General features: G+C 29.4%; 20 protein-coding genes. 6 read left to right on the top strand and 14 right to left on the bottom strand.

Annotation, left to right across the window (positions count from 1 at the left end):
- Positions 1-40: 40 nt before the first annotated feature.
- On the bottom strand, positions 41-616 hold the full coding sequence (locus IFB02_RS08140) for a CHAP domain-containing protein (RefSeq protein ID WP_191072639.1): 576 nt from the start codon (positions 614-616) through the stop codon (positions 41-43).
- A gap of 126 nt (positions 617-742) precedes the next feature.
- Positions 743-913 carry a hypothetical protein gene (locus tag IFB02_RS08145; RefSeq protein WP_181256099.1) on the bottom strand — a complete coding sequence of 57 codons (171 nt, stop codon included), beginning with the start codon at positions 911-913 and terminating at the stop codon, positions 743-745.
- A 328-nt stretch (positions 914-1,241) separates the two neighbouring features.
- Here IFB02_RS08145 and IFB02_RS08150 point away from each other — a divergent pair, with 328 nt between their 5' ends.
- Entirely contained in the window at positions 1,242-1,913 is a 672-nt protein-coding gene (locus IFB02_RS08150) for a hypothetical protein (protein ID WP_191072640.1), read from the top strand.
- A gap of 16 nt (positions 1,914-1,929) precedes the next feature.
- Here the strand turns inward: IFB02_RS08150 and IFB02_RS08155 are convergent, their stop codons facing one another.
- The 9 genes from IFB02_RS08155 to IFB02_RS08195 form a co-directional block, all read right to left on the bottom strand.
- On the bottom strand, positions 1,930-2,244 hold the full coding sequence (locus IFB02_RS08155; RefSeq protein WP_191072641.1) for a hypothetical protein: 315 nt from the start codon (positions 2,242-2,244) through the stop codon (positions 1,930-1,932).
- Between the two features lie 67 nt (positions 2,245-2,311).
- Complete coding sequence (locus IFB02_RS08160) at positions 2,312-2,740, bottom strand: hypothetical protein (RefSeq protein ID WP_191072642.1); 429 nt, start codon at positions 2,738-2,740, stop codon at positions 2,312-2,314.
- Positions 2,741-2,870: 130 nt separating this feature from the next.
- Positions 2,871-3,248, bottom strand: coding sequence for a surface-adhesin E family protein (locus tag IFB02_RS08165; protein WP_191072643.1), 378 nt, complete (start codon positions 3,246-3,248; stop codon positions 2,871-2,873).
- A 196-nt stretch (positions 3,249-3,444) separates the two neighbouring features.
- Positions 3,445-4,305: a phospholipase D family protein gene (locus IFB02_RS08170; protein WP_191072644.1), complete on the bottom strand. Its 861-nt coding sequence runs from the start codon at positions 4,303-4,305 to the stop codon at positions 3,445-3,447.
- A 165-nt stretch (positions 4,306-4,470) separates the two neighbouring features.
- On the bottom strand, positions 4,471-5,163 hold the full coding sequence (locus tag IFB02_RS08175) for a hypothetical protein (RefSeq protein ID WP_191072645.1): 693 nt from the start codon (positions 5,161-5,163) through the stop codon (positions 4,471-4,473).
- Positions 5,164-5,317: 154 nt separating this feature from the next.
- Positions 5,318-5,812, bottom strand: a complete 495-nt coding sequence (locus tag IFB02_RS08180) for a hypothetical protein (protein ID WP_191072646.1) — start codon at positions 5,810-5,812, stop codon at positions 5,318-5,320.
- Positions 5,813-5,814: 2 nt separating this feature from the next.
- Positions 5,815-6,228, bottom strand: coding sequence for an STAS-like domain-containing protein (locus tag IFB02_RS08185; protein ID WP_191072647.1), 414 nt, complete (start codon positions 6,226-6,228; stop codon positions 5,815-5,817).
- Positions 6,228-7,271 carry a hypothetical protein gene (locus tag IFB02_RS08190; RefSeq protein ID WP_191072648.1) on the bottom strand — a complete coding sequence of 348 codons (1,044 nt, stop codon included), beginning with the start codon at positions 7,269-7,271 and terminating at the stop codon, positions 6,228-6,230. The genes IFB02_RS08185 and IFB02_RS08190 overlap by 1 nt, the downstream gene beginning before the upstream one ends.
- Before the next feature lie 312 nt (positions 7,272-7,583).
- Positions 7,584-8,477, bottom strand: a complete 894-nt coding sequence (locus IFB02_RS08195; RefSeq protein ID WP_191072649.1) for a T9SS type A sorting domain-containing protein — start codon at positions 8,475-8,477, stop codon at positions 7,584-7,586.
- Positions 8,478-9,113: 636 nt separating this feature from the next.
- Between IFB02_RS08195 and IFB02_RS08200 the strand changes: the two genes are divergently transcribed.
- The 3 genes from IFB02_RS08200 (at position 9,114) to IFB02_RS08210 (ending at position 12,127) form a co-directional block, all read left to right on the top strand.
- The gene (locus IFB02_RS08200) at positions 9,114-9,572 is read left to right on the top strand and encodes an RNA methyltransferase (protein ID WP_106687767.1); all 459 of its coding nucleotides are present in this window, start codon (positions 9,114-9,116) and stop codon (positions 9,570-9,572) included.
- Positions 9,573-9,598: 26 nt separating this feature from the next.
- Positions 9,599-10,483 (top strand): GTPase Era, encoded by an 885-nt coding sequence (gene era / locus IFB02_RS08205; RefSeq protein WP_106687766.1) that lies wholly within the window; start codon positions 9,599-9,601, stop codon positions 10,481-10,483.
- An 87-nt stretch (positions 10,484-10,570) separates the two neighbouring features.
- Positions 10,571-12,127: a choice-of-anchor I family protein gene (locus tag IFB02_RS08210; RefSeq protein ID WP_106687765.1), complete on the top strand. Its 1,557-nt coding sequence runs from the start codon at positions 10,571-10,573 to the stop codon at positions 12,125-12,127.
- 45 nt (positions 12,128-12,172) lie between these two features.
- Here IFB02_RS08210 and IFB02_RS08215 read toward each other — a convergent pair whose 3' ends face one another.
- Positions 12,173-12,859, bottom strand: coding sequence for an NUDIX hydrolase (locus tag IFB02_RS08215; RefSeq protein WP_106687764.1), 687 nt, complete (start codon positions 12,857-12,859; stop codon positions 12,173-12,175).
- Positions 12,860-13,091: 232 nt separating this feature from the next.
- Between IFB02_RS08215 and IFB02_RS08220 the strand changes: the two genes are divergently transcribed.
- The gene (locus IFB02_RS08220; protein WP_106687763.1) at positions 13,092-13,472 is read left to right on the top strand and encodes a carboxypeptidase-like regulatory domain-containing protein; all 381 of its coding nucleotides are present in this window, start codon (positions 13,092-13,094) and stop codon (positions 13,470-13,472) included.
- On the opposite strand, the gene IFB02_RS08225 is transcribed toward IFB02_RS08220, so the two are convergent.
- Together IFB02_RS08225 and IFB02_RS08230 are read right to left on the bottom strand one after the other, a co-directional pair.
- On the bottom strand, positions 13,429-14,931 hold the full coding sequence (locus IFB02_RS08225) for a glycoside hydrolase family 97 N-terminal domain-containing protein (protein WP_106687762.1): 1,503 nt from the start codon (positions 14,929-14,931) through the stop codon (positions 13,429-13,431). The genes IFB02_RS08220 and IFB02_RS08225 overlap by 44 nt on opposite strands.
- Before the next feature lie 73 nt (positions 14,932-15,004).
- The gene (locus IFB02_RS08230) at positions 15,005-15,496 is read right to left on the bottom strand and encodes a GTP-binding protein (protein WP_106687761.1); all 492 of its coding nucleotides are present in this window, start codon (positions 15,494-15,496) and stop codon (positions 15,005-15,007) included.
- A 99-nt stretch (positions 15,497-15,595) separates the two neighbouring features.
- Here IFB02_RS08230 and der point away from each other — a divergent pair, with 99 nt between their 5' ends.
- Positions 15,596-16,903, top strand: a complete 1,308-nt coding sequence (gene der / locus IFB02_RS08235) for a ribosome biogenesis GTPase Der (protein WP_106687760.1) — start codon at positions 15,596-15,598, stop codon at positions 16,901-16,903.
- Positions 16,904-16,943 lie beyond the last annotated feature (40 nt).

Consider the following 16,943-nt stretch of genomic DNA (forward strand, 5'->3'; position numbering starts at 1 on the left):
TTTTTTACAACTATAAAATGTTTTAGTTGTAAAGTAAAATTTAGCCTTTCATTCTCAGCCAACCAACTATTCTGTCATTATCAATATACCATTTATTATTGTTGTGTTTAAGTCTAAATTTTTCTCTAGATCGAGTGCCTACGTTTTGTTGTATGACTTCTATTTTATTACTCTTGACTAATGAGATAATAGAAACATGACCAAAAGAATTTAAAGCAGAACCTTTGTAAACAACTAAATCACCAACCTTTGGTTTTGTTTTACTTGAGTTTGAGAACTGTACTAGATTACGATCATTATTAATTTTTCCATCAGAAACACCTTGTTTGTAAAAGTCTTTTGCATGTCCCCAACTATTTGGCATCTTGTGATTATAGTGTTTGTAGTAATACCTTTTAACAAATTCTACACACTGGTACTTTAAACCAAGATTATAGCCATCTGGAGTTGTATTACGACCAGATACATTCCTCATTGATCCATTGAAATAGACATAAACACCATTTAAACTATCTAATTTGCTTCCAGGACTATAATTATTACTGTTTTTAATTTGATCGCAACTGGTTACAATACTAAAGTTTATAAATGAAATTATTAGAAAAAAAATTCTCATGGTGAATGATTTATTTAATAACTAAAATTACCTAAATATGATGGATTAGTTGTAAGGTATTCCGTAATCAAATTGAGATTCAGTTAAAAAAACAGAGATAAATATTTATCTCTGTTTTTATAGAATTTAATCTTCTGTTGGTGGTGGCGGAGGTGGAGGTGGTATGTCTCCATCTTCTCCGCAACAATTTTCCATTTGGTTTAATTCTTTATACTCTTCTTTTAAACTTGTTGGTGTGCAAGAATTTAAAAAAATTATCATTGATAATAAAGCGATTGATTTTAATGTTTTTTCCATTTTAATGTGTTAAAATTTGACAATAAGGTTCCTGTCCGATGAATTCGGATTTTTAAATTTTACGCCAAGGCGTATGATGTCGGGAAAGCATTAATACAGAAGAAAAGTGTTGCTTTTTCCCGTGGAAACAATCGCTTTACTTTGTATTACAATTAGAGAATTGATATATTTCGAAATATTTAAATTGGGATCAATTCTATTTTCATTTCAAAAGAAGTACTATTCTTTTTTTTGTTATGGAAAAAGCATGGAAAAGACATGGAAATGTCTTGGTAATTAATTTCCTAAATTATAATTCGCTAATAATCAAAAAAATAAACCATATAAAATGTATAGCCAATTAATATTAGATGCTTTTGAAAAAGTCAAGAGTGAAGAAGGTATAACTGTGAAAACTAATATTTCAAAATTCTTATCAGATTATATTCAGGAAAATACTAATACAGTTTATGGAGAAAAATCGTTAAGAAATAAACACAACAAAGCAGTCGAAGGAGATAGCATAAATTTAAAACTATTTGTAGCGAATGGTCTAAGTATGTATTTAGGCTTTGATAATTATCATGACTATTATAGGAGTCACAATAATGGCGATTTTAAATTAACATCTAACACAATTAATAAAAACTCTAAAACTCTTATTATTGGAGGAGTATTAGCAATTTTAATAATTGTAGGAGTGGTATTCTTAAATTCAGATAGTAATAGATGGATGGTTTGGGAAAATGACCGCTATGTTGAGGTCAAATTTGATGCTAAGAAATATAACTTAAATCAGTTAAAAATCTACAAAAGTGATAGAATAGAAAATTTTAGACAAGTAGAATTAAACTGTGATTCAGATTTTTTTAATGAAGATGGATCGGTTAGATATTGGTATGGAAAAAATAAAAATAAGGAAATAAATTTTTTTTCTAGTTTAGGGTTACACCCATTAACAGGTAAAACATTAAAACCAATAACTAACTATATTATAAATAAATATGTTTGTCCAAATTAACAGAAAACAAGTTAATTTAATCCTTATTTTGAGATTTTAAACTGATATAAAAGAGGAACCAAAATATTGAAAATGATACTAATCCAATTAAGTTAAATTTTAAGTCTATTGGATCAAAGTTGCCATGTATTCTTTTAGTATAAAATGTATTTGAATATTCTTGAGCAAATTCTACCAAAGCACTGAACAAAAACAATAGACTTAAAACTAAAATGTGATCTTTAATAGTTCTAATTAGGAATAGAATATTGATAAAAGCAGCTGCAGAGAAATAAAATAGAGCATGTAATTCTGTATCTACTTTTCTAAAAGGTACAGGTAGTTTTATCATAAAACAATAAATAGCTACAATTAATGCTATTATTAGTATGATTATCCTTATATATAAATTTTTATTACTATATGTCATATGTTTTATAATTTAGATATACAATATTGCCATCTATCAAATCATAGTAGGGTAAAGCACCTTGCGCATTAGGTTGTAAATTTTTTACTAAATGATAACGACCTCCTAATTTTTGTAAAAGCAAATCTATATCTCCTTTAGTTGCTGGTTTGTTTTTTTCGTTTGTAAAAAGTTTTACAAGTCCTCCTGCAACCATAGATCCAACAGCAGCATTACCAACACCAGCTAAAGTCATTTTATCATTTTGTTCTGTAACAGGTTTTGTATTATTTGCTACAGGTAAATTATTTTTATTACCCTTTCTTAATTGATATGCAGAAGACCTGCAAGAATTACTACAGTATTTTTGTACACGACGTCGTTTTGGAATAAAATCCTGTTGGCAATAGTTACATGTATAGTGTTTTGGATCTAACATAGATATTTAGCGTAAATTAAACGTATAATTTACGCTAAACTAAGAATTATATTTATAATACTGATTTTTAAGGATTAGGCGAGAACAAGCAATTACTTATAGATATTGTTGTAAGTAAAATTTTTAATCTTTAATTACAGAAATTATATAAAATCATTTCTCCAAGTGTATCAGGAATAACATGTTTTAAATCTGCAAGTTTTCCATAATCAGATGAGGTTATAATATCACCATTTTCATCGTAGCTTATTTCAGCTAAAGTTCCAATCATTTTATTTTCACAATCAAACTCATGAAGCGTAAGAATTTTTTTTATTTTCTGTTTATCACCAAAAATAGTTTCGTTAATTTTTATCTTTTTATATTCAATCATATACCAGGCTGATTTTTTAGAATGATCTTTAATAAAGATTTTAAGTTCTTCATTTTCATTAAGCAATTTCCACCCTGTAGTTTGTGAATAAGCATTTAAGTTAAATGCAAAAAATAGAATTATTAAATATTTCATAGTAGTGCTTTAGTCTTGTTTATTTTACCTGTAAACAACTCTCATTCTATTAGATAGAACGGTTTTGTATGACAAATAGTTGCGAATTGGTTAAAACTAAGATAGCTAAAATTCCCGACTTTTATGCTTGCGCGGTTGTGTCCGCAGGACACGAAGCCTCAATTGTTGTTTTACGTTGTTGTAAATAGTACTTTTTTCATAATATTGGTTTTCTCATCGATGTTTTTCCATTCGATTTCTTGCCTGTTTTATGACAATAGTTTTCAGGAAAATCTTCATTTCCATATTCATTCCAAATTTTCCACGAATTTCTGCTCATAGGTTGTTTTGGATTAAATTTAATTTTTTCGCCAGAACGAATGCAATAACCAAAATCATTTTGTTTTCTTTTCTCTGATTCTCTCGCAGGTCTTTCTGAAAAGACTGAACCTAATTCAAGCTCGTCTGGAAAATCAGAAAGTCTTTTATCTTCTTCATTTCTTTTACGTCTATATCCGTAAAATTTATCGGTTGAGTCAAACAAAATATCAGATTTCACATAGCTTTTTCCAAGGTTGATAATCATCTTTTTGTTTTCAAACACAGGTCTTTTTATAAAGACAACATCATTAGTTTCTGCAATGTCGATGCATTTGTCCCAAGCATCTTTGTCCGCAGATTTAGTGAAATTATCCATTATGCTTTGTTCTCTGAAAACACCAAATTCTATGTTGTTTATAAAAGAGTAATCATATAAATTAATTGATGTAATTACTCCTTTCTTCTCATTTCCATAATATTTGGCGTGTAAGTTAGGAACGTAAATTATACTAACATTTAAAAATTTTTTGAAATAGTCAAAATCAGCTTTACTTAAACTTTTTTTAACTGCTCTTTCATTTTTACCGAATACTAAAATCAAATGAATCTTTGGATTGTTTTCATGTTTATCAAACAGTTTTTTAAAGTAATCGTCAAGCTTAATATATGGTGAAACAATTAATAAAGTTCGTTCCGTATCCCAAATTATATCACAAATTGCATCGTCTAGATCTTTGCCAGTTAAAAATTTACTCATTTATTCGTAATGTTTGTTTTGCATTATTTACAACGGTCTTGTATAAGAATAGTTGCGTGTTTGCGTGCGAGGAATTTCCGAAGGAAATTCAGATGTAGCAAATACGCAACTACCTTTATTTAAGCACAAAATAGCAATTATTTTTATACGTTGTTAGCCACAGTATTATTCACTAATTAATTCGTAAATATTATAATCGTCAATTGCAGAAATTGGCTTTAAATCCTTATCCACTTTCGTAGTTTTCTTTCCGTCGATTGTCGAAATTCTTTTTCCAGCAAGAAAGTTCGAACTAATATTTCCAGCTCCATCTTGCATAGCGTTTCCGTAATTATTGTATTCAGAACCAATAAGCATATAGTTTTTATATTTGCTTTCGTATCTGAATTTCAATTCATAATCGTGTCTCATTGATTGATGTTTAAGGCTGATAACGTTTTTATTGGCAACTTTTATTCTTTTGTTAGGATTCTTGTGTAAAAATGATGAAGTTAAGTTACCTGATTGACTCTTTAATTTATATGAACCATTATTTTGTCCCTCGAAAATCGCAAGTCGAACATTTTTTGAATTAGAATAATCTTTGTTGTTTTTTCCACTTGCTAATAAAACTACATAATCAGAAATTCCATCTTTATTTAAATCAGACATTATTTTATTCAACTCATTTCCAGATTCGACAATTTCAAATCCGCTCGGAATAAAGTCATTAATATTCTGCATTTTTATTTCCGTTTTTTCTTTTTGTTCTAATTTCTGTTTAAGAATTTCATTTTCCTTCGCAAGTTGATTCTCTTTTTCAGAGTTATTGCAAGAAATCAATAAGATTGAAATTAGTAGTAGTTTTAATTTGTTCATTATCGTTGGTTTTTATTGCGGCTAACGGTCTCGGCTATGAGTAGTTGCGTGGTTTAGCACGAAACTTAGCAAGTACACACCAAACTGAAAATCCACGAGGATTTTCAGAAGTAGGCGAGAACAAGCAATTACTTATAGCCATTGTTGTATGCAGTTATTTTTTATCGTTTATTTCTATAATCAGTTTGTTAAATTTAGAATTGTTATTCTGTTGAAACTGAAGTATTTCTTTTAAAGAACTTTCTTTTAGAGGAAAACATTTATTTTCTTTAAAGTTTTCATTGAATTCCTCTTGTTCTGTAACAATATTCCTTAATTCAATTTGATAGTTTCTCAAAACATCTTTATCAAGACCATATTTTTGGTTAACTATTTCCATAACATCTTGAGTTTTTATATTCATTAATTTAAACCATGGAAGAATTTGTTTTGGTCTTAATTTACCTTGGTAAAGTTCATTCAAAAACTTTTTGTATTCACTACGTAAGTCTTTGACTTCTTGAATTAAATGGTCTTTTAAGTATCTTTTGTTAGCAAGATTGTTTTGTAAGGTTTTCACAATCCAAATAGCAAGAAATGAATTTATTATGACTCCAATTATAGCAATTATATCACTTGCTTCTAGAGAAATTGAACTAGGACAACACATAATTAACTGTTTTTAATTGATAACTTACCATCAACTAATCTAAACCATTCTTTGTGTTCTTTAGTTTTTTTCGGTTCGTCATTATTGTTTCTTCTTTCTTCCCATTGTGGAAATGTTTCAGATATTATCATTTCTTTAAGGTCAGGCTCTTGCTCAGAGATTATTTCTAAATGATTATTGACTGTATCAATTCCAAAATCGTAGATTAAATTTCCAAAAGCTTCATCCAAAAAAGAAGGTGCGTATCCAGCTGTAAAATCCAGATTTAAAACTAATTTTTCTTTTTTTTCATAAGAGTTTTTAAATGCTTGATTTAGTATTGAATGATAATATTCTTCTCCGGAATCATCACTTATAGAACAGTGACGTAAACCTGGATATTCAGTAAAATCTTTTATGTATATTGTATTTTCCATTAGCTAGCTTTTAATATTGTATTTGCAGTTACCTCCCATCTATATAAAGTTCCACGAAATTCGTGTTTATCTAAAAGTTCCGATTTAAATTCATTGTCATAATGTAAGATTACGTTATTAGTAACTACTTTAAGATTTTGTATTATTCCGATATCACTTCCATTTTTAATTGAAGGTAGTCCTTTATTTCTATTTACTTTTCTTGAACTAGAACCATATTTTTTTATAAACGCACCTTGCAAAATTTCATCATCTTGTTTCATTAAAAATGTATCTCGTAGTTTATGCTTAAATTTTTTATTTAAGGTTTTTAAAATCCCTTTACCAACATCTGTAATTGTAAAAATAGCTTTATCATCATCATATTTTACGCCAAATAGCCATTGTTTATTATATGTCTCTGCCCATTCAATTGAATTACCACATATTTCTAAAAGTATAGTTCTTAATTTTGGTAAATGACTTTCATTACCAGTTAAATGTTTTACAACTTTTGTTACAGTTTTACTGATACGAATATTGTCTTCTCTAGACAACATTTTTGAACCTTTTTCAATAAATAGTAAATCTGATTTTTCGGATTTTTTAAATGGTTTACCATTATTGTCAAACATAAAAGTTAATATTCCTGATTCAATAATCTTATTTTTACATTCAAGATTATCTGGATAATTACCTCTTAATGATATTCCTTTTGACTTTAAATCTCTAATTATTGCAATTAAAACACAAATAGAGCTATAGTCAAATTCTTCAACTTTAGAAATGTCCATTTGTACAAAGCAATTTCTACCCATTTTAGAAATATTTCTCTCTCTTCTTAGTTCTCTGTAGAATTCCAATGATTTATGTGTTTCTGAAAGTAAGCAGATATTTTTTGGTGCAATTACTGGTTCTGCTTTTATAAATTCAATTCTAGAATTTTTATAAATCGGTAATTTGTTTGGGTCATAAGGTTTATTCCTTTTGGGTTTTTTTCCAATTTTTTGGCTTCTTTTATCGTGCCATTTTTTGTATTTAATTTTCTTGTAATTTTTTTTCATTTAGTTTGGTTAGTAATTGCATACAACTCATATTATCAATCAAATAATTCCTAATATCTAATAATTACAACAAGATATTATATATTCTCAAAAATAATACAAGCAATAGTTTTTATTTTACGGTAATCCGTATTAGGGTTATTGTTAATAGCTGAGATAAATATAGAAAAACAAATGTAATTAATATACAACGATCATAAATTAATCGATGTAATTAATATAACTAGGTACAATATGAATTTTAATCACGAGAAAAAAAACAATATAAAAAAAGCGGGTCATTGATCCGCTTTTTTGTTAATGTATTAAAACTTAATTTTTAATAAGTTTCATAGTTTTGCTTTTCTCTTTAGATTCTATTTGTAATAAATAAATTCCAGCTGGCTGGTTAAAATCAAACTTAAAAGTAGAACTGTTAATATTTTCTTTTTTATAAACAACTTGACCTAAAGTATTAATCACTTTTATTTTAACGTTTTTAGAATTTCCTAATTTTAAGTTCACAAGTCCATTAGTTGGATTAGGGTAAACTGAAAAATCAGTGTCAATATTTTGTTTAGCTACACTTAAAGTTGGTGAAGAAAAATCTAAAACATCAATCATTAAAAGCGAAATTGAACTTGAATTTCCGCCAGTAAATCTAATTTCGTCAATGTTGCTCCATGCTGCGTTAAAAGTTAATACACCGCCATTTGCAGCAGGATTTGCATCTTTTGTATAGGTTACAGAACCATTAGTGTCACTTACCGTAAAATCTATATTGTCTGTTGTAATTGCTGCACCATCTCTATAACCAGTGATAGTTGCTGTAAAAGCATAACCATTGGCAGAACTTTTAGCAGACATATCGGCTTCCATAGTTTCAATTTTAAATTCAGATCCATCTGCGCTTCCTATTCTGTAATCAAATGCGCCAATATTTGGTCCGTTAATAGTACCAGAGTTATCGATGTTAAATAACATTCCAAGATCTGTAGGTGTTGGAGTAATTATAAAATCAGAAGGTTCAGATAAAGAAGCCATTTGACTAATAGAGTTTGGAGAAATTTGCTGAAATCTAATTCCGTTTGTCGTATAATCCAAACCTCTAAGCGCAGGAGTTAAGGCATCAAAATTTTCGTCATTTACTTGAGCGAAAATAGCTGTAGTTGATAATAATGCTACAGTTAAATACGTAGCAATGTTTTTAAAGTAATTTTTTTTCATAAATAGTTTTAAAGTAGATTAATTTCGATTTGTTTTTTGCTAACGTAAAGGTATATAAAAGCTTCAATTTTTAGTGATAATTTTTAAATTTTAAAAAAAGTTTAATATTTCCCGATTTTTAAACCGTTTTTGTATTCAATTTAGATTGTAATTTTTTTCAAATTTTTAATTCTAATTAATGAAAAATTAATTTTAGAATTAGATTTTTATAAATTTTTAAACTACTGATATTTAAGCGATTAGGTGTTTTGAAAAAACTGCTAAAAAGCATCAAAATTAATCGAAAAAAATGTGTAGATTTGAGTAATTATTTATTGTAAAACAGAAGCGCAAATACGTTAAAAAAGTGCATACGATTATGCATACGATTTAGAATACGGTAGCTCTGGGAAGCCTTGTAAACAGGCGTTTTTCGGCTTTAGAGGTCAAACTCATAACCCGAAGCCATTTTTCTCCCCTTTTGTTAAGTCAATAATAACAATTTCTGTATAAATTATTCCTCAGTTTTCTTATTATAATTTATGGTTAATCAACACGTTTTTTCTATAAATTCATTAAAAAAATAGAAAATTCATCAATCATAATTTACTAATTAGTTCACTTTAGATCTTGTCGTTAAAAATGTATTTTTGCAACATGATTGATAATTTTGAAAACGAATATTTTGGAATAGGTATTCAAAACGGAAAAACACCAGAAAATCTTGGTGTTTTGTGGCGATCTGCTCAAAATTTAGGCGCAAGTTTTATATTCACGATAGGTAATAGGTATGCAAAGCAAGCTTGCGATACACATAATGCTGTAAAGGCTATGCCTTATTTTCATTATGAAAATTTTGAAGAATTTTATAAACATCTTCCTAAAGGCGCAAGATTGGTTGGTGTAGAACTTACAGAAAACGCTCAACCGTTAGAAACCTTTAATCATCCAAGACGTTGCGTATATCTGTTAGGTGCAGAAGATCATGGATTGTCAAATGCGGCTATAGAGAAAAGTCATTTTTTAGTTAAATTTAAGTCTGAATTAAGCTTAAATGTATCTGTCGCAGGAAGTATTGTGATGTATGATAGAGGAATTAACAAACCAAGGTCGTAACTTTGCAACCAAATAAAAATATAAAAATGAATCACAAAGCAGGTTTTGTAAATATTATAGGAAATCCAAACGTTGGTAAATCTACCTTAATGAATGCGTTTGTAGGAGAAAAATTATCTATAATAACATCTAAGGCGCAAACAACACGACACCGTATTTTAGGTATTGTTAACGGAGATGATTTTCAGGTAGTTTTGAGTGACACACCAGGAATTATCAAACCTGCTTACGAGCTGCAATCTTCGATGATGGATTTTGTTAAATCTGCTTTTGAAGATGCAGATGTGCTAATCTACATGGTAGAAATTGGCGAAAAAGAATTAAAAGACGAAGCCTTTTTTAAAAAAATAACTAATTCTAAAATACCTGTTTTATTGCTTATCAATAAAATTGATATTTCAAATCAAGAACAACTTGAAGAGCAAGTAAAACTTTGGGCAGAAAAAGTACCAAATGCGATGTTATATCCAATTTCTGCTTTAGAAGGATTTAATGTCAAAGAAGTTTTTGAGAAAATTATCGAATTACTTCCTCAAAGTCCGCCATTTTATCCAAAAGATCAATTAACAGATAAGCCAGAACGTTTTTTTGTAAACGAAAAAATTAGAGAAAAAATACTTCTTAATTACAAAAAAGAAATTCCGTATGCTGTAGAAGTAGATACAGAAGAGTTTTTTGAAGAAGAAGAAATTATAAGAATTCGATCTGTAATTATGGTCGAACGCGATACACAAAAAGGAATTATAATTGGGCATAAAGGCGCAGCGATAAAAAAAGTTGGTGTAGAGGCAAGGAAAGATTTAGAAATCTTTTTTGGTAAACAAATTCATTTAGAATTGTATGTAAAAGTGAACAAAAACTGGAGAAGCGACCAAAGACAATTAAAACGATTTGGTTACAATCAAAAGTAAATAGTAAACTTTAAATAGGTTTTAGGTAACTTTAAGTTAATGTAAGTGTTTCAATTTTGGAATTTAATAATTAATCCAACCAAACTAATGAAACACACTAAACACAATCTATTATTTTCTTCAACATTACTCTTAACACTTGCTTTAAATTTATGCTTATTTAATTGTGCAGACGATGATACTTCGGTAGAGGTTGATCAGCCAGAAGTAAACACAACAGTTAATTTTCAATATAAAACTACAATTCAAGTAGGCGGAGAAGCATCTGCCGAAATTTCAGCTTTTGATCCAATTACAAAAAAACTATTTGTAACAAATGCTCAAGCAAACGAAATTTCAATATTTGATATTTCAGAAATAAATAATCCTATACAACAATCGTCTATAGCGTTATCTGCACAAGGTGCTCCAAATAGTGTGTCTGTTTTAAACGGAAAATTAGCAATTGCTTTAGAAGCACCAGTAAAACAAAATCCTGGTTTTGTATTACTTTATGACACGCAAACAATGTATTTATTACAAACATTTACAGTTGGTGCATTACCAGATATGGTTACGTTTTCTAAAGATGGAAATTTTATTTTAACAGCAAATGAAGGCGAACCTAATGCAGATTATACGGTAGATCCAAATGGAACAATAAGTATTATAGATGTTAATAGTAATACGGTAACAACATTAGATTTTTCAAATTTTAATTCTGAAGAATTAGCGCTAGAATCTAATCATTTTAGAGTTTTTGGACCAAATGCTAGCTTAGCGCAAGATGTAGAGCCGGAATATATTGCAGTGTCAGAAGATTCTCAAACCGCTTGGGTTTCTTTACAAGAAAACAACGGAATTGCTAAGATTAATCTACTGTCTAAAACCATAGAAGCCATTTATCCTTTAGGTTATAAAGATCACTTATTAGCTCAAAATAGCCTTGATGCTAGTAATGAAGATAATGAAACTGTACTTAAAAATTGGCCAATTAGAGGATTGTATCAGCCAGATGCAATAGTATCTGTTAATATTAATGGTGTTGATTATGTAATTTCTGCTAACGAAGGTGATGCAAGAGAATACGAAGGTACGCCAGGTTATATAGGAATAGATAGAGTTAAAGACATAAATTTAGATCCTTCGGCGTTTCCGTTATCAGAAGATTATCAAAACGAAGCTAATTTAGGTAGATTAAACGTGATGTTATCTGAAGGTGATATAGATAACGACGGTGATTATGATTACTTATACTCTTATGGAGCAAGATCTTTTACAATTTGGAGTGCAAACGGAACTTTAGTTTACGATAGTGGTAATAGTATTGCTGCAGAAACACTAGCTACTTCACCATCTACTTTTAATGATGAAGACAAACGAAGTGATGACAAAGGTGCAGAGCCAGAAAGTGTAGAAGTGTTAAACATAGCTAATCAACGTTATATTTTATTTGTAGGATTAGAACGTACAGACCAAATCATGGTATACGATATTACTAATCCAAATTCGCCAACATTTTTAACTATTTTATCTCATGAAGGTGACGAAGCTCCTGAAGGATTAATGATTATTCCTGCAGAAGATAGTCCAACAGGTAAAGATATATTAGTAGTCTCTAACGAAGATAGTGGAACTGTTAGTTTTTATGAAAATCTACAATAACAGAATAAAAAAAGCTTCAGTATTTACTGAAGCTTTTTTGTTGTTTTAAATTTTAAACGTAAATCCTTCTTCTACTTTTTTCTTATACTTGGTTTCATCAAACATATATAAAAAAGAACCTTTTCTAGAAGAATTCATATCTTTTTCTTCCAACTTAACTAAGATATCAAGACCATTAATTTTGCTTGTAAAATTTCTTTTATCAAGTTTAGTATTTAAAATAGACTCATAAAGTTTTTGTAGTTGTTTCATGGTAAATTTCTCCGGAAGCAACTCAAAGCCTATTGGTTTATGTGTTGCTCTATAACGTAGTCTGTTTAACGCATGTTTAACCATAATGTCATGGTCAAAAATTAATTTTGGTATATCGTCTATAGCAAACCATTGCGCCGCATATTGTTCTTCAAGAGCGCTATGTGTTTCAATATTAATTAAAGCATAATAACTAACAGAAATTGTTCTATCTACAGGATCACGATCTACTTCACTATAGGCATTAAACTGTTCCATGTAAATATTATCATAACCAGTTAAGTGTTTTAAAACTCTATTACCAGCTTGGTCTAATGTTTCATTTTTTTTCAAAAAACCACCAATTAAAGACCATTTTCCTTTTTCGGGTTCAAAATCTCTTTTAATAAGTAATATTTTTAGTTGGTCTTTTTCAAAGCCAAAGATTATGCAGTCTACTGCAAGTAATACTTTGTCTTCATTAGAATAGTTATTTAACATAAATTGGTTTTTGTTCAAAATTTGAAGTTTAGTTGTTACAAAACAACACAAACTTAATGGTTTTACAAACTTAAATGTAAAAAATACAATTATCAATAATAGAATTTTTCAGCTATTTAATGTTAAATTAATAAAAATAAGTGTTAAAATTTGGTTAATTAAAAAAAATATGCTTCTTTTGATAAGTGTAAAATAAACACTTATAATTTTTTTCAACTAAAAACTAACAAATATGATAACAACTAAAAGTGGTTATGGTAGTCAATTAAAAGGTAAGCTAAAACAGGGATTACTTTTATTGGTTGCTGTTATTTTTTCTTCTAGCATTTATGCTCAAGAAAAAACAGTTACAGGAAAAGTAACGTCTTCTACCGATGGTATTGGATTACCTAGTGTAAATGTGGTTATAAAAGGAACAGATAAAGGTGTTTCTTCAGATTTTGATGGTAACTTTTCTATTCAAGCATCATCTTCAGATGTTTTAGTATTTAAATTTCTTGGATTTAAAGAACAAGAAATTGCAGTAGGTAATCAAACATATATCGAAGCTCAACTAGTAGAAGATGTTTCTAATCAGGAAGAAGTAGTTGTAGTAGGATATGGGACAATCTAGTAAATGGTAATGTAGCACAATGACTAGGCTGTAAATCTGCTATATCTTGAAAGAATGTGATAAATTCTTGACCTTTTATAGCTTCTACAGTCATTAAATGCGGATAAGTACGATGCCAACCTCGAGGTAAAGTAGCACCATGAAAATTAACTAGTAATTTATAATCTGCAGCATCTTTTAAAATATCGTGATAGTAGGCTATCATAGATTGACCATCGCCTCCAAAAAAGTCAATTTTCACACCAGAAATTCCTAATTTGTTCATGCGTTTAAACTCTCTAACTCGATCTTCGTGAGTCAATAATTTACTTTTTGGGTGATAAGGTGTTGTGTTCCAATCTCCAGAAGAATTGTACCAAACAATAAGCTTTACGTCTTTAGTTCTTGCATAATCTGCAAGTGCTTTCATCTTTTCATCGCCAATGGTTGTGTCCCAATTAACGTCTATTAAGCAATAGCTCCATTGCATGGTAGAGGCATAATCAATAAACTGTTTTGTGGTGTCGTAATTAACAGAATCGTCTTTAAGTAAAGCCCAACTCCAAGATGCTAATCCACTTTTTATAAAAGACGTATCCATGTTAATAGCTTTATCTGCTAAATCTGTTCCTAAAGTGCTTTCGGTGATAGTTTTTAGATCGCCAATAGCAATGACACGCCAAGGTGTTAACCAAGGTGTTTTTGATTCTGGAAGTAGTGCGCCATCTGTAAAAACTTCCTCTTTTTGAGGAAATGTTATCTTCAACGCTTCATCTGTATTGTTGTATTGTAATCTACTTCCACAGTAATTAGAATTTAAACCAGTTTCGGTAATCGCAATCCAAGTTTGGTTAGTATTAAATAGCGCAGGAAAAACCCAACCTTCTTTTATAGATGAAGGTTTATTAACTGGAATTTCCATATCGTAATGTTCTTCATAAGACGGATTAGTATGTTCCCAACCTGTTTTTGCTTTAGACATAGGTTGTAAAAAACTTTTGGTGTTTTTATTTAAGTTGAAGGTGGTTTTTTCGTCTTTAATTTGATAACTATTGTCTGAAGTTTTAGGAAATTCATATCTAAAAGCAACACCATCTTCAGATACATTAAAAACGATATTTAGTTGTTTATCATCTTCATTTTTTAACGATACGGTATATTGTTTTGCTTCGTAGGTGATTTCTTTTTGCTTACCATGAAATAAAGTGTATTGATCTTTGATAGTTTTTGCTTCAGAAACATTTAAAACAGATAAGTTACTGTAAAAATTACTGTCGCTTCGGTCTATGCCTAAATAAGATGTATCTAAAACAATAGAGTTTTTATGGCTAATTGTATAAAAAGGACGTTGGTTTTTGTCTAAATTAAAGGTTAAGGCAATCGTTTTTTCTTTGTTTTCAAAAACATGATTTTGTTTAGTTTGCTTGCATCCAAATATTGTAAATGCTAGTAGTGTAGTAGTTAGTAGTAAGTTTTTCATTTATAAGTGTTTGTTTTACACTTTTAAAATAAATAAAAAAAGGATACAGAATAAATTTTTAAAAGAATTTATTTTATAGATCTAAAATAGTACTCATGTAATTGTACAATTGTGTCATTTCTTTCTGGTTAGAAGTTTTGCTTAATCGACCAGCAAAATATAATACAAACCAACAGATTAGCATAGCTATCATGCCCCAAACTTGAAGGTGAATATCTGTTTTTAAAGCATAATTGGAATAAGCCCAAATAGCAAAAGCGATAAAAAATCCAGCTACAACAAAGTGCAAAAACATAAACATTGTCCATACGGTAGGACTAGGACCAAATAAACCGTAAACATAACACTTATGGTGTTCTGTATTATTAATTTCTAGATGAAGTTGAGGCGTAAAAAAACGTTGTTTAGATTTAGGAAATTTAATAAACACGTGATCATCTACTCTATTAACAATAAAATCACTGCTAGTATCTGTTTCAAAAGCGTTTAAAATAGGTTCTTTTTTAGAGTTAAGCTCTATCTTAAACCTAGGTCTTAGTACAACATCATTTAAATTTTCGTTCATAATTAATTCATTCTAGCCTAAAATACTATTTTTTCTCCAACTAAACACTACCTTTGCAATCGCTTACAGGATATGTAATGCAAATTAAAACAAAAAGTTATGAGTAGTATTGTTGCTATTGTAGGAAGACCAAATGTTGGTAAATCTACCTTTTTTAATCGATTAATTCAACGTCGCGAAGCAATCGTAGATGCTGTTAGTGGTGTAACTAGAGATAGACACTACGGTAAAACAGACTGGAATGGTCGTGAGTTTTCTTTAATAGATACTGGTGGATATGTTGTTGGAAGTGATGATATTTTTGAAGCTGAAATTGATAAACAAGTAGAATTAGCTATAGACGAAGCAGATGCTATAATTTTTATGGTAGATGTAGAATCTGGTGTTACTGGAATGGACGAAGATGTAGCACAATTACTACGTAAAGTGAAAAAGCCCGTTTTTTTAGTTGTTAATAAAGTTGATAATGGAAAACGTGCTGAAGATGCTGTAGAGTTTTATAGCTTAGGACTTGGTGATTATTACACAATTGCTAGTATAAATGGTAGCGGAACAGGTGATTTATTAGACGCTTTAGTTGAAGCTTTACCAGAACCAAAAGAAGATGAAAGAGAAGAAATCCTGCCAAGATTTGCTGTAGTTGGTCGTCCAAACGCAGGTAAATCTTCTTTTATAAATGCGTTAATTGGAGAAGATAGATATATCGTAACCGATATTGCTGGAACAACAAGAGATGCTATTGATACAAAATATAATCGTTTTGGATTTGAATTTAACTTAGTAGATACTGCAGGAATCCGTAAAAAATCTAAAGTAAAAGAAGACTTAGAGTTTTACTCGGTAATGCGAAGTGTAAGAGCTATAGAACATGCAGATGTATGTTTATTAGTGGTAGATGCAAACAGAGGATTTGATGGACAAGTTCAAAACATTTTTTGGTTGGCTGAACGTAACCGAAAAGGTATAGTAATACTTGTTAATAAATGGGATTTGGTAGAAAAGGATCATAAATCTACAGTAAAATTCGAAAAATACATTAGAGAACAAATTGCACCTTTTACAGATGTACCAATCGTGTTTATTTCGGCATTAACAAAACAACGTATCTATAAAGCTATAGAAACTGCTGTTGAGGTATATAATAACCGTACAAAACGTATTAAAACAAGTGAACTTAACGAGACGTTATTACCAATAATAGAAAGTTATCCGCCACCAGCATACAAAGGTAAATTTGTAAAGATTAAGTACATTATGCAATTACCTACACCACAACCACAATTTGCATTTTTCTGTAATTTACCGCAGTATGTACGCGAACCTTACAAAAGATACTTAGAGAATAAACTTAGAGAAATCTATGATTTTAAAGGTGTTCCTGTAAGCGTTTACATGCGTAAAAAGTAACTTTAATATAAATTTAAGTTTATTTTAAGATAATAAGTAC

It is taken from the genome of Mesoflavibacter profundi, assembly GCF_014764305.1.
In the GTDB taxonomy this organism is placed as follows: domain Bacteria; phylum Bacteroidota; class Bacteroidia; order Flavobacteriales; family Flavobacteriaceae; genus Mesoflavibacter; species Mesoflavibacter profundi.

Bases quoted from the DNA above. Each gene is read 5' to 3' on its own strand.
- IFB02_RS08225 (WP_106687762.1), bottom strand. From the start codon at position 14,931: ATGAAAAACTTACTACTAACTACTACACTACTAGCATTTACAATATTT.
- IFB02_RS08220 (WP_106687763.1), top strand. From the start codon at position 13,092: ATGATAACAACTAAAAGTGGTTATGGTAGTCAATTAAAAGGTAAGCTA.
- IFB02_RS08185 (WP_191072647.1), bottom strand. From the start codon at position 6,228: ATGGAAAATACAATATACATAAAAGATTTTACTGAATATCCAGGTTTA.
- IFB02_RS08155 (WP_191072641.1), bottom strand. From the start codon at position 2,244: ATGATAAAACTACCTGTACCTTTTAGAAAAGTAGATACAGAATTACAT.
- IFB02_RS08140 (WP_191072639.1), bottom strand. From the start codon at position 616: ATGAGAATTTTTTTTCTAATAATTTCATTTATAAACTTTAGTATTGTA.
- IFB02_RS08170 (WP_191072644.1), bottom strand. From the start codon at position 4,305: ATGAGTAAATTTTTAACTGGCAAAGATCTAGACGATGCAATTTGTGAT.
- IFB02_RS08150 (WP_191072640.1), top strand. From the start codon at position 1,242: ATGTATAGCCAATTAATATTAGATGCTTTTGAAAAAGTCAAGAGTGAA.
- IFB02_RS08215 (WP_106687764.1), bottom strand. From the start codon at position 12,859: ATGTTAAATAACTATTCTAATGAAGACAAAGTATTACTTGCAGTAGAC.
- IFB02_RS08180 (WP_191072646.1), bottom strand. From the start codon at position 5,812: ATGTGTTGTCCTAGTTCAATTTCTCTAGAAGCAAGTGATATAATTGCT.
- der (WP_106687760.1), top strand. From the start codon at position 15,596: ATGAGTAGTATTGTTGCTATTGTAGGAAGACCAAATGTTGGTAAATCT.
- IFB02_RS08190 (WP_191072648.1), bottom strand. From the start codon at position 7,271: ATGAAAAAAAATTACAAGAAAATTAAATACAAAAAATGGCACGATAAA.
- IFB02_RS08230 (WP_106687761.1), bottom strand. From the start codon at position 15,496: ATGAACGAAAATTTAAATGATGTTGTACTAAGACCTAGGTTTAAGATA.
- IFB02_RS08175 (WP_191072645.1), bottom strand. From the start codon at position 5,163: ATGAACAAATTAAAACTACTACTAATTTCAATCTTATTGATTTCTTGC.
- IFB02_RS08145 (WP_181256099.1), bottom strand. From the start codon at position 913: ATGGAAAAAACATTAAAATCAATCGCTTTATTATCAATGATAATTTTT.
- IFB02_RS08195 (WP_191072649.1), bottom strand. From the start codon at position 8,477: ATGAAAAAAAATTACTTTAAAAACATTGCTACGTATTTAACTGTAGCA.
- IFB02_RS08200 (WP_106687767.1), top strand. From the start codon at position 9,114: ATGATTGATAATTTTGAAAACGAATATTTTGGAATAGGTATTCAAAAC.
- IFB02_RS08210 (WP_106687765.1), top strand. From the start codon at position 10,571: ATGAAACACACTAAACACAATCTATTATTTTCTTCAACATTACTCTTA.
- era (WP_106687766.1), top strand. From the start codon at position 9,599: ATGAATCACAAAGCAGGTTTTGTAAATATTATAGGAAATCCAAACGTT.
- IFB02_RS08160 (WP_191072642.1), bottom strand. From the start codon at position 2,740: ATGTTAGATCCAAAACACTATACATGTAACTATTGCCAACAGGATTTT.
- IFB02_RS08165 (WP_191072643.1), bottom strand. From the start codon at position 3,248: ATGAAATATTTAATAATTCTATTTTTTGCATTTAACTTAAATGCTTAT.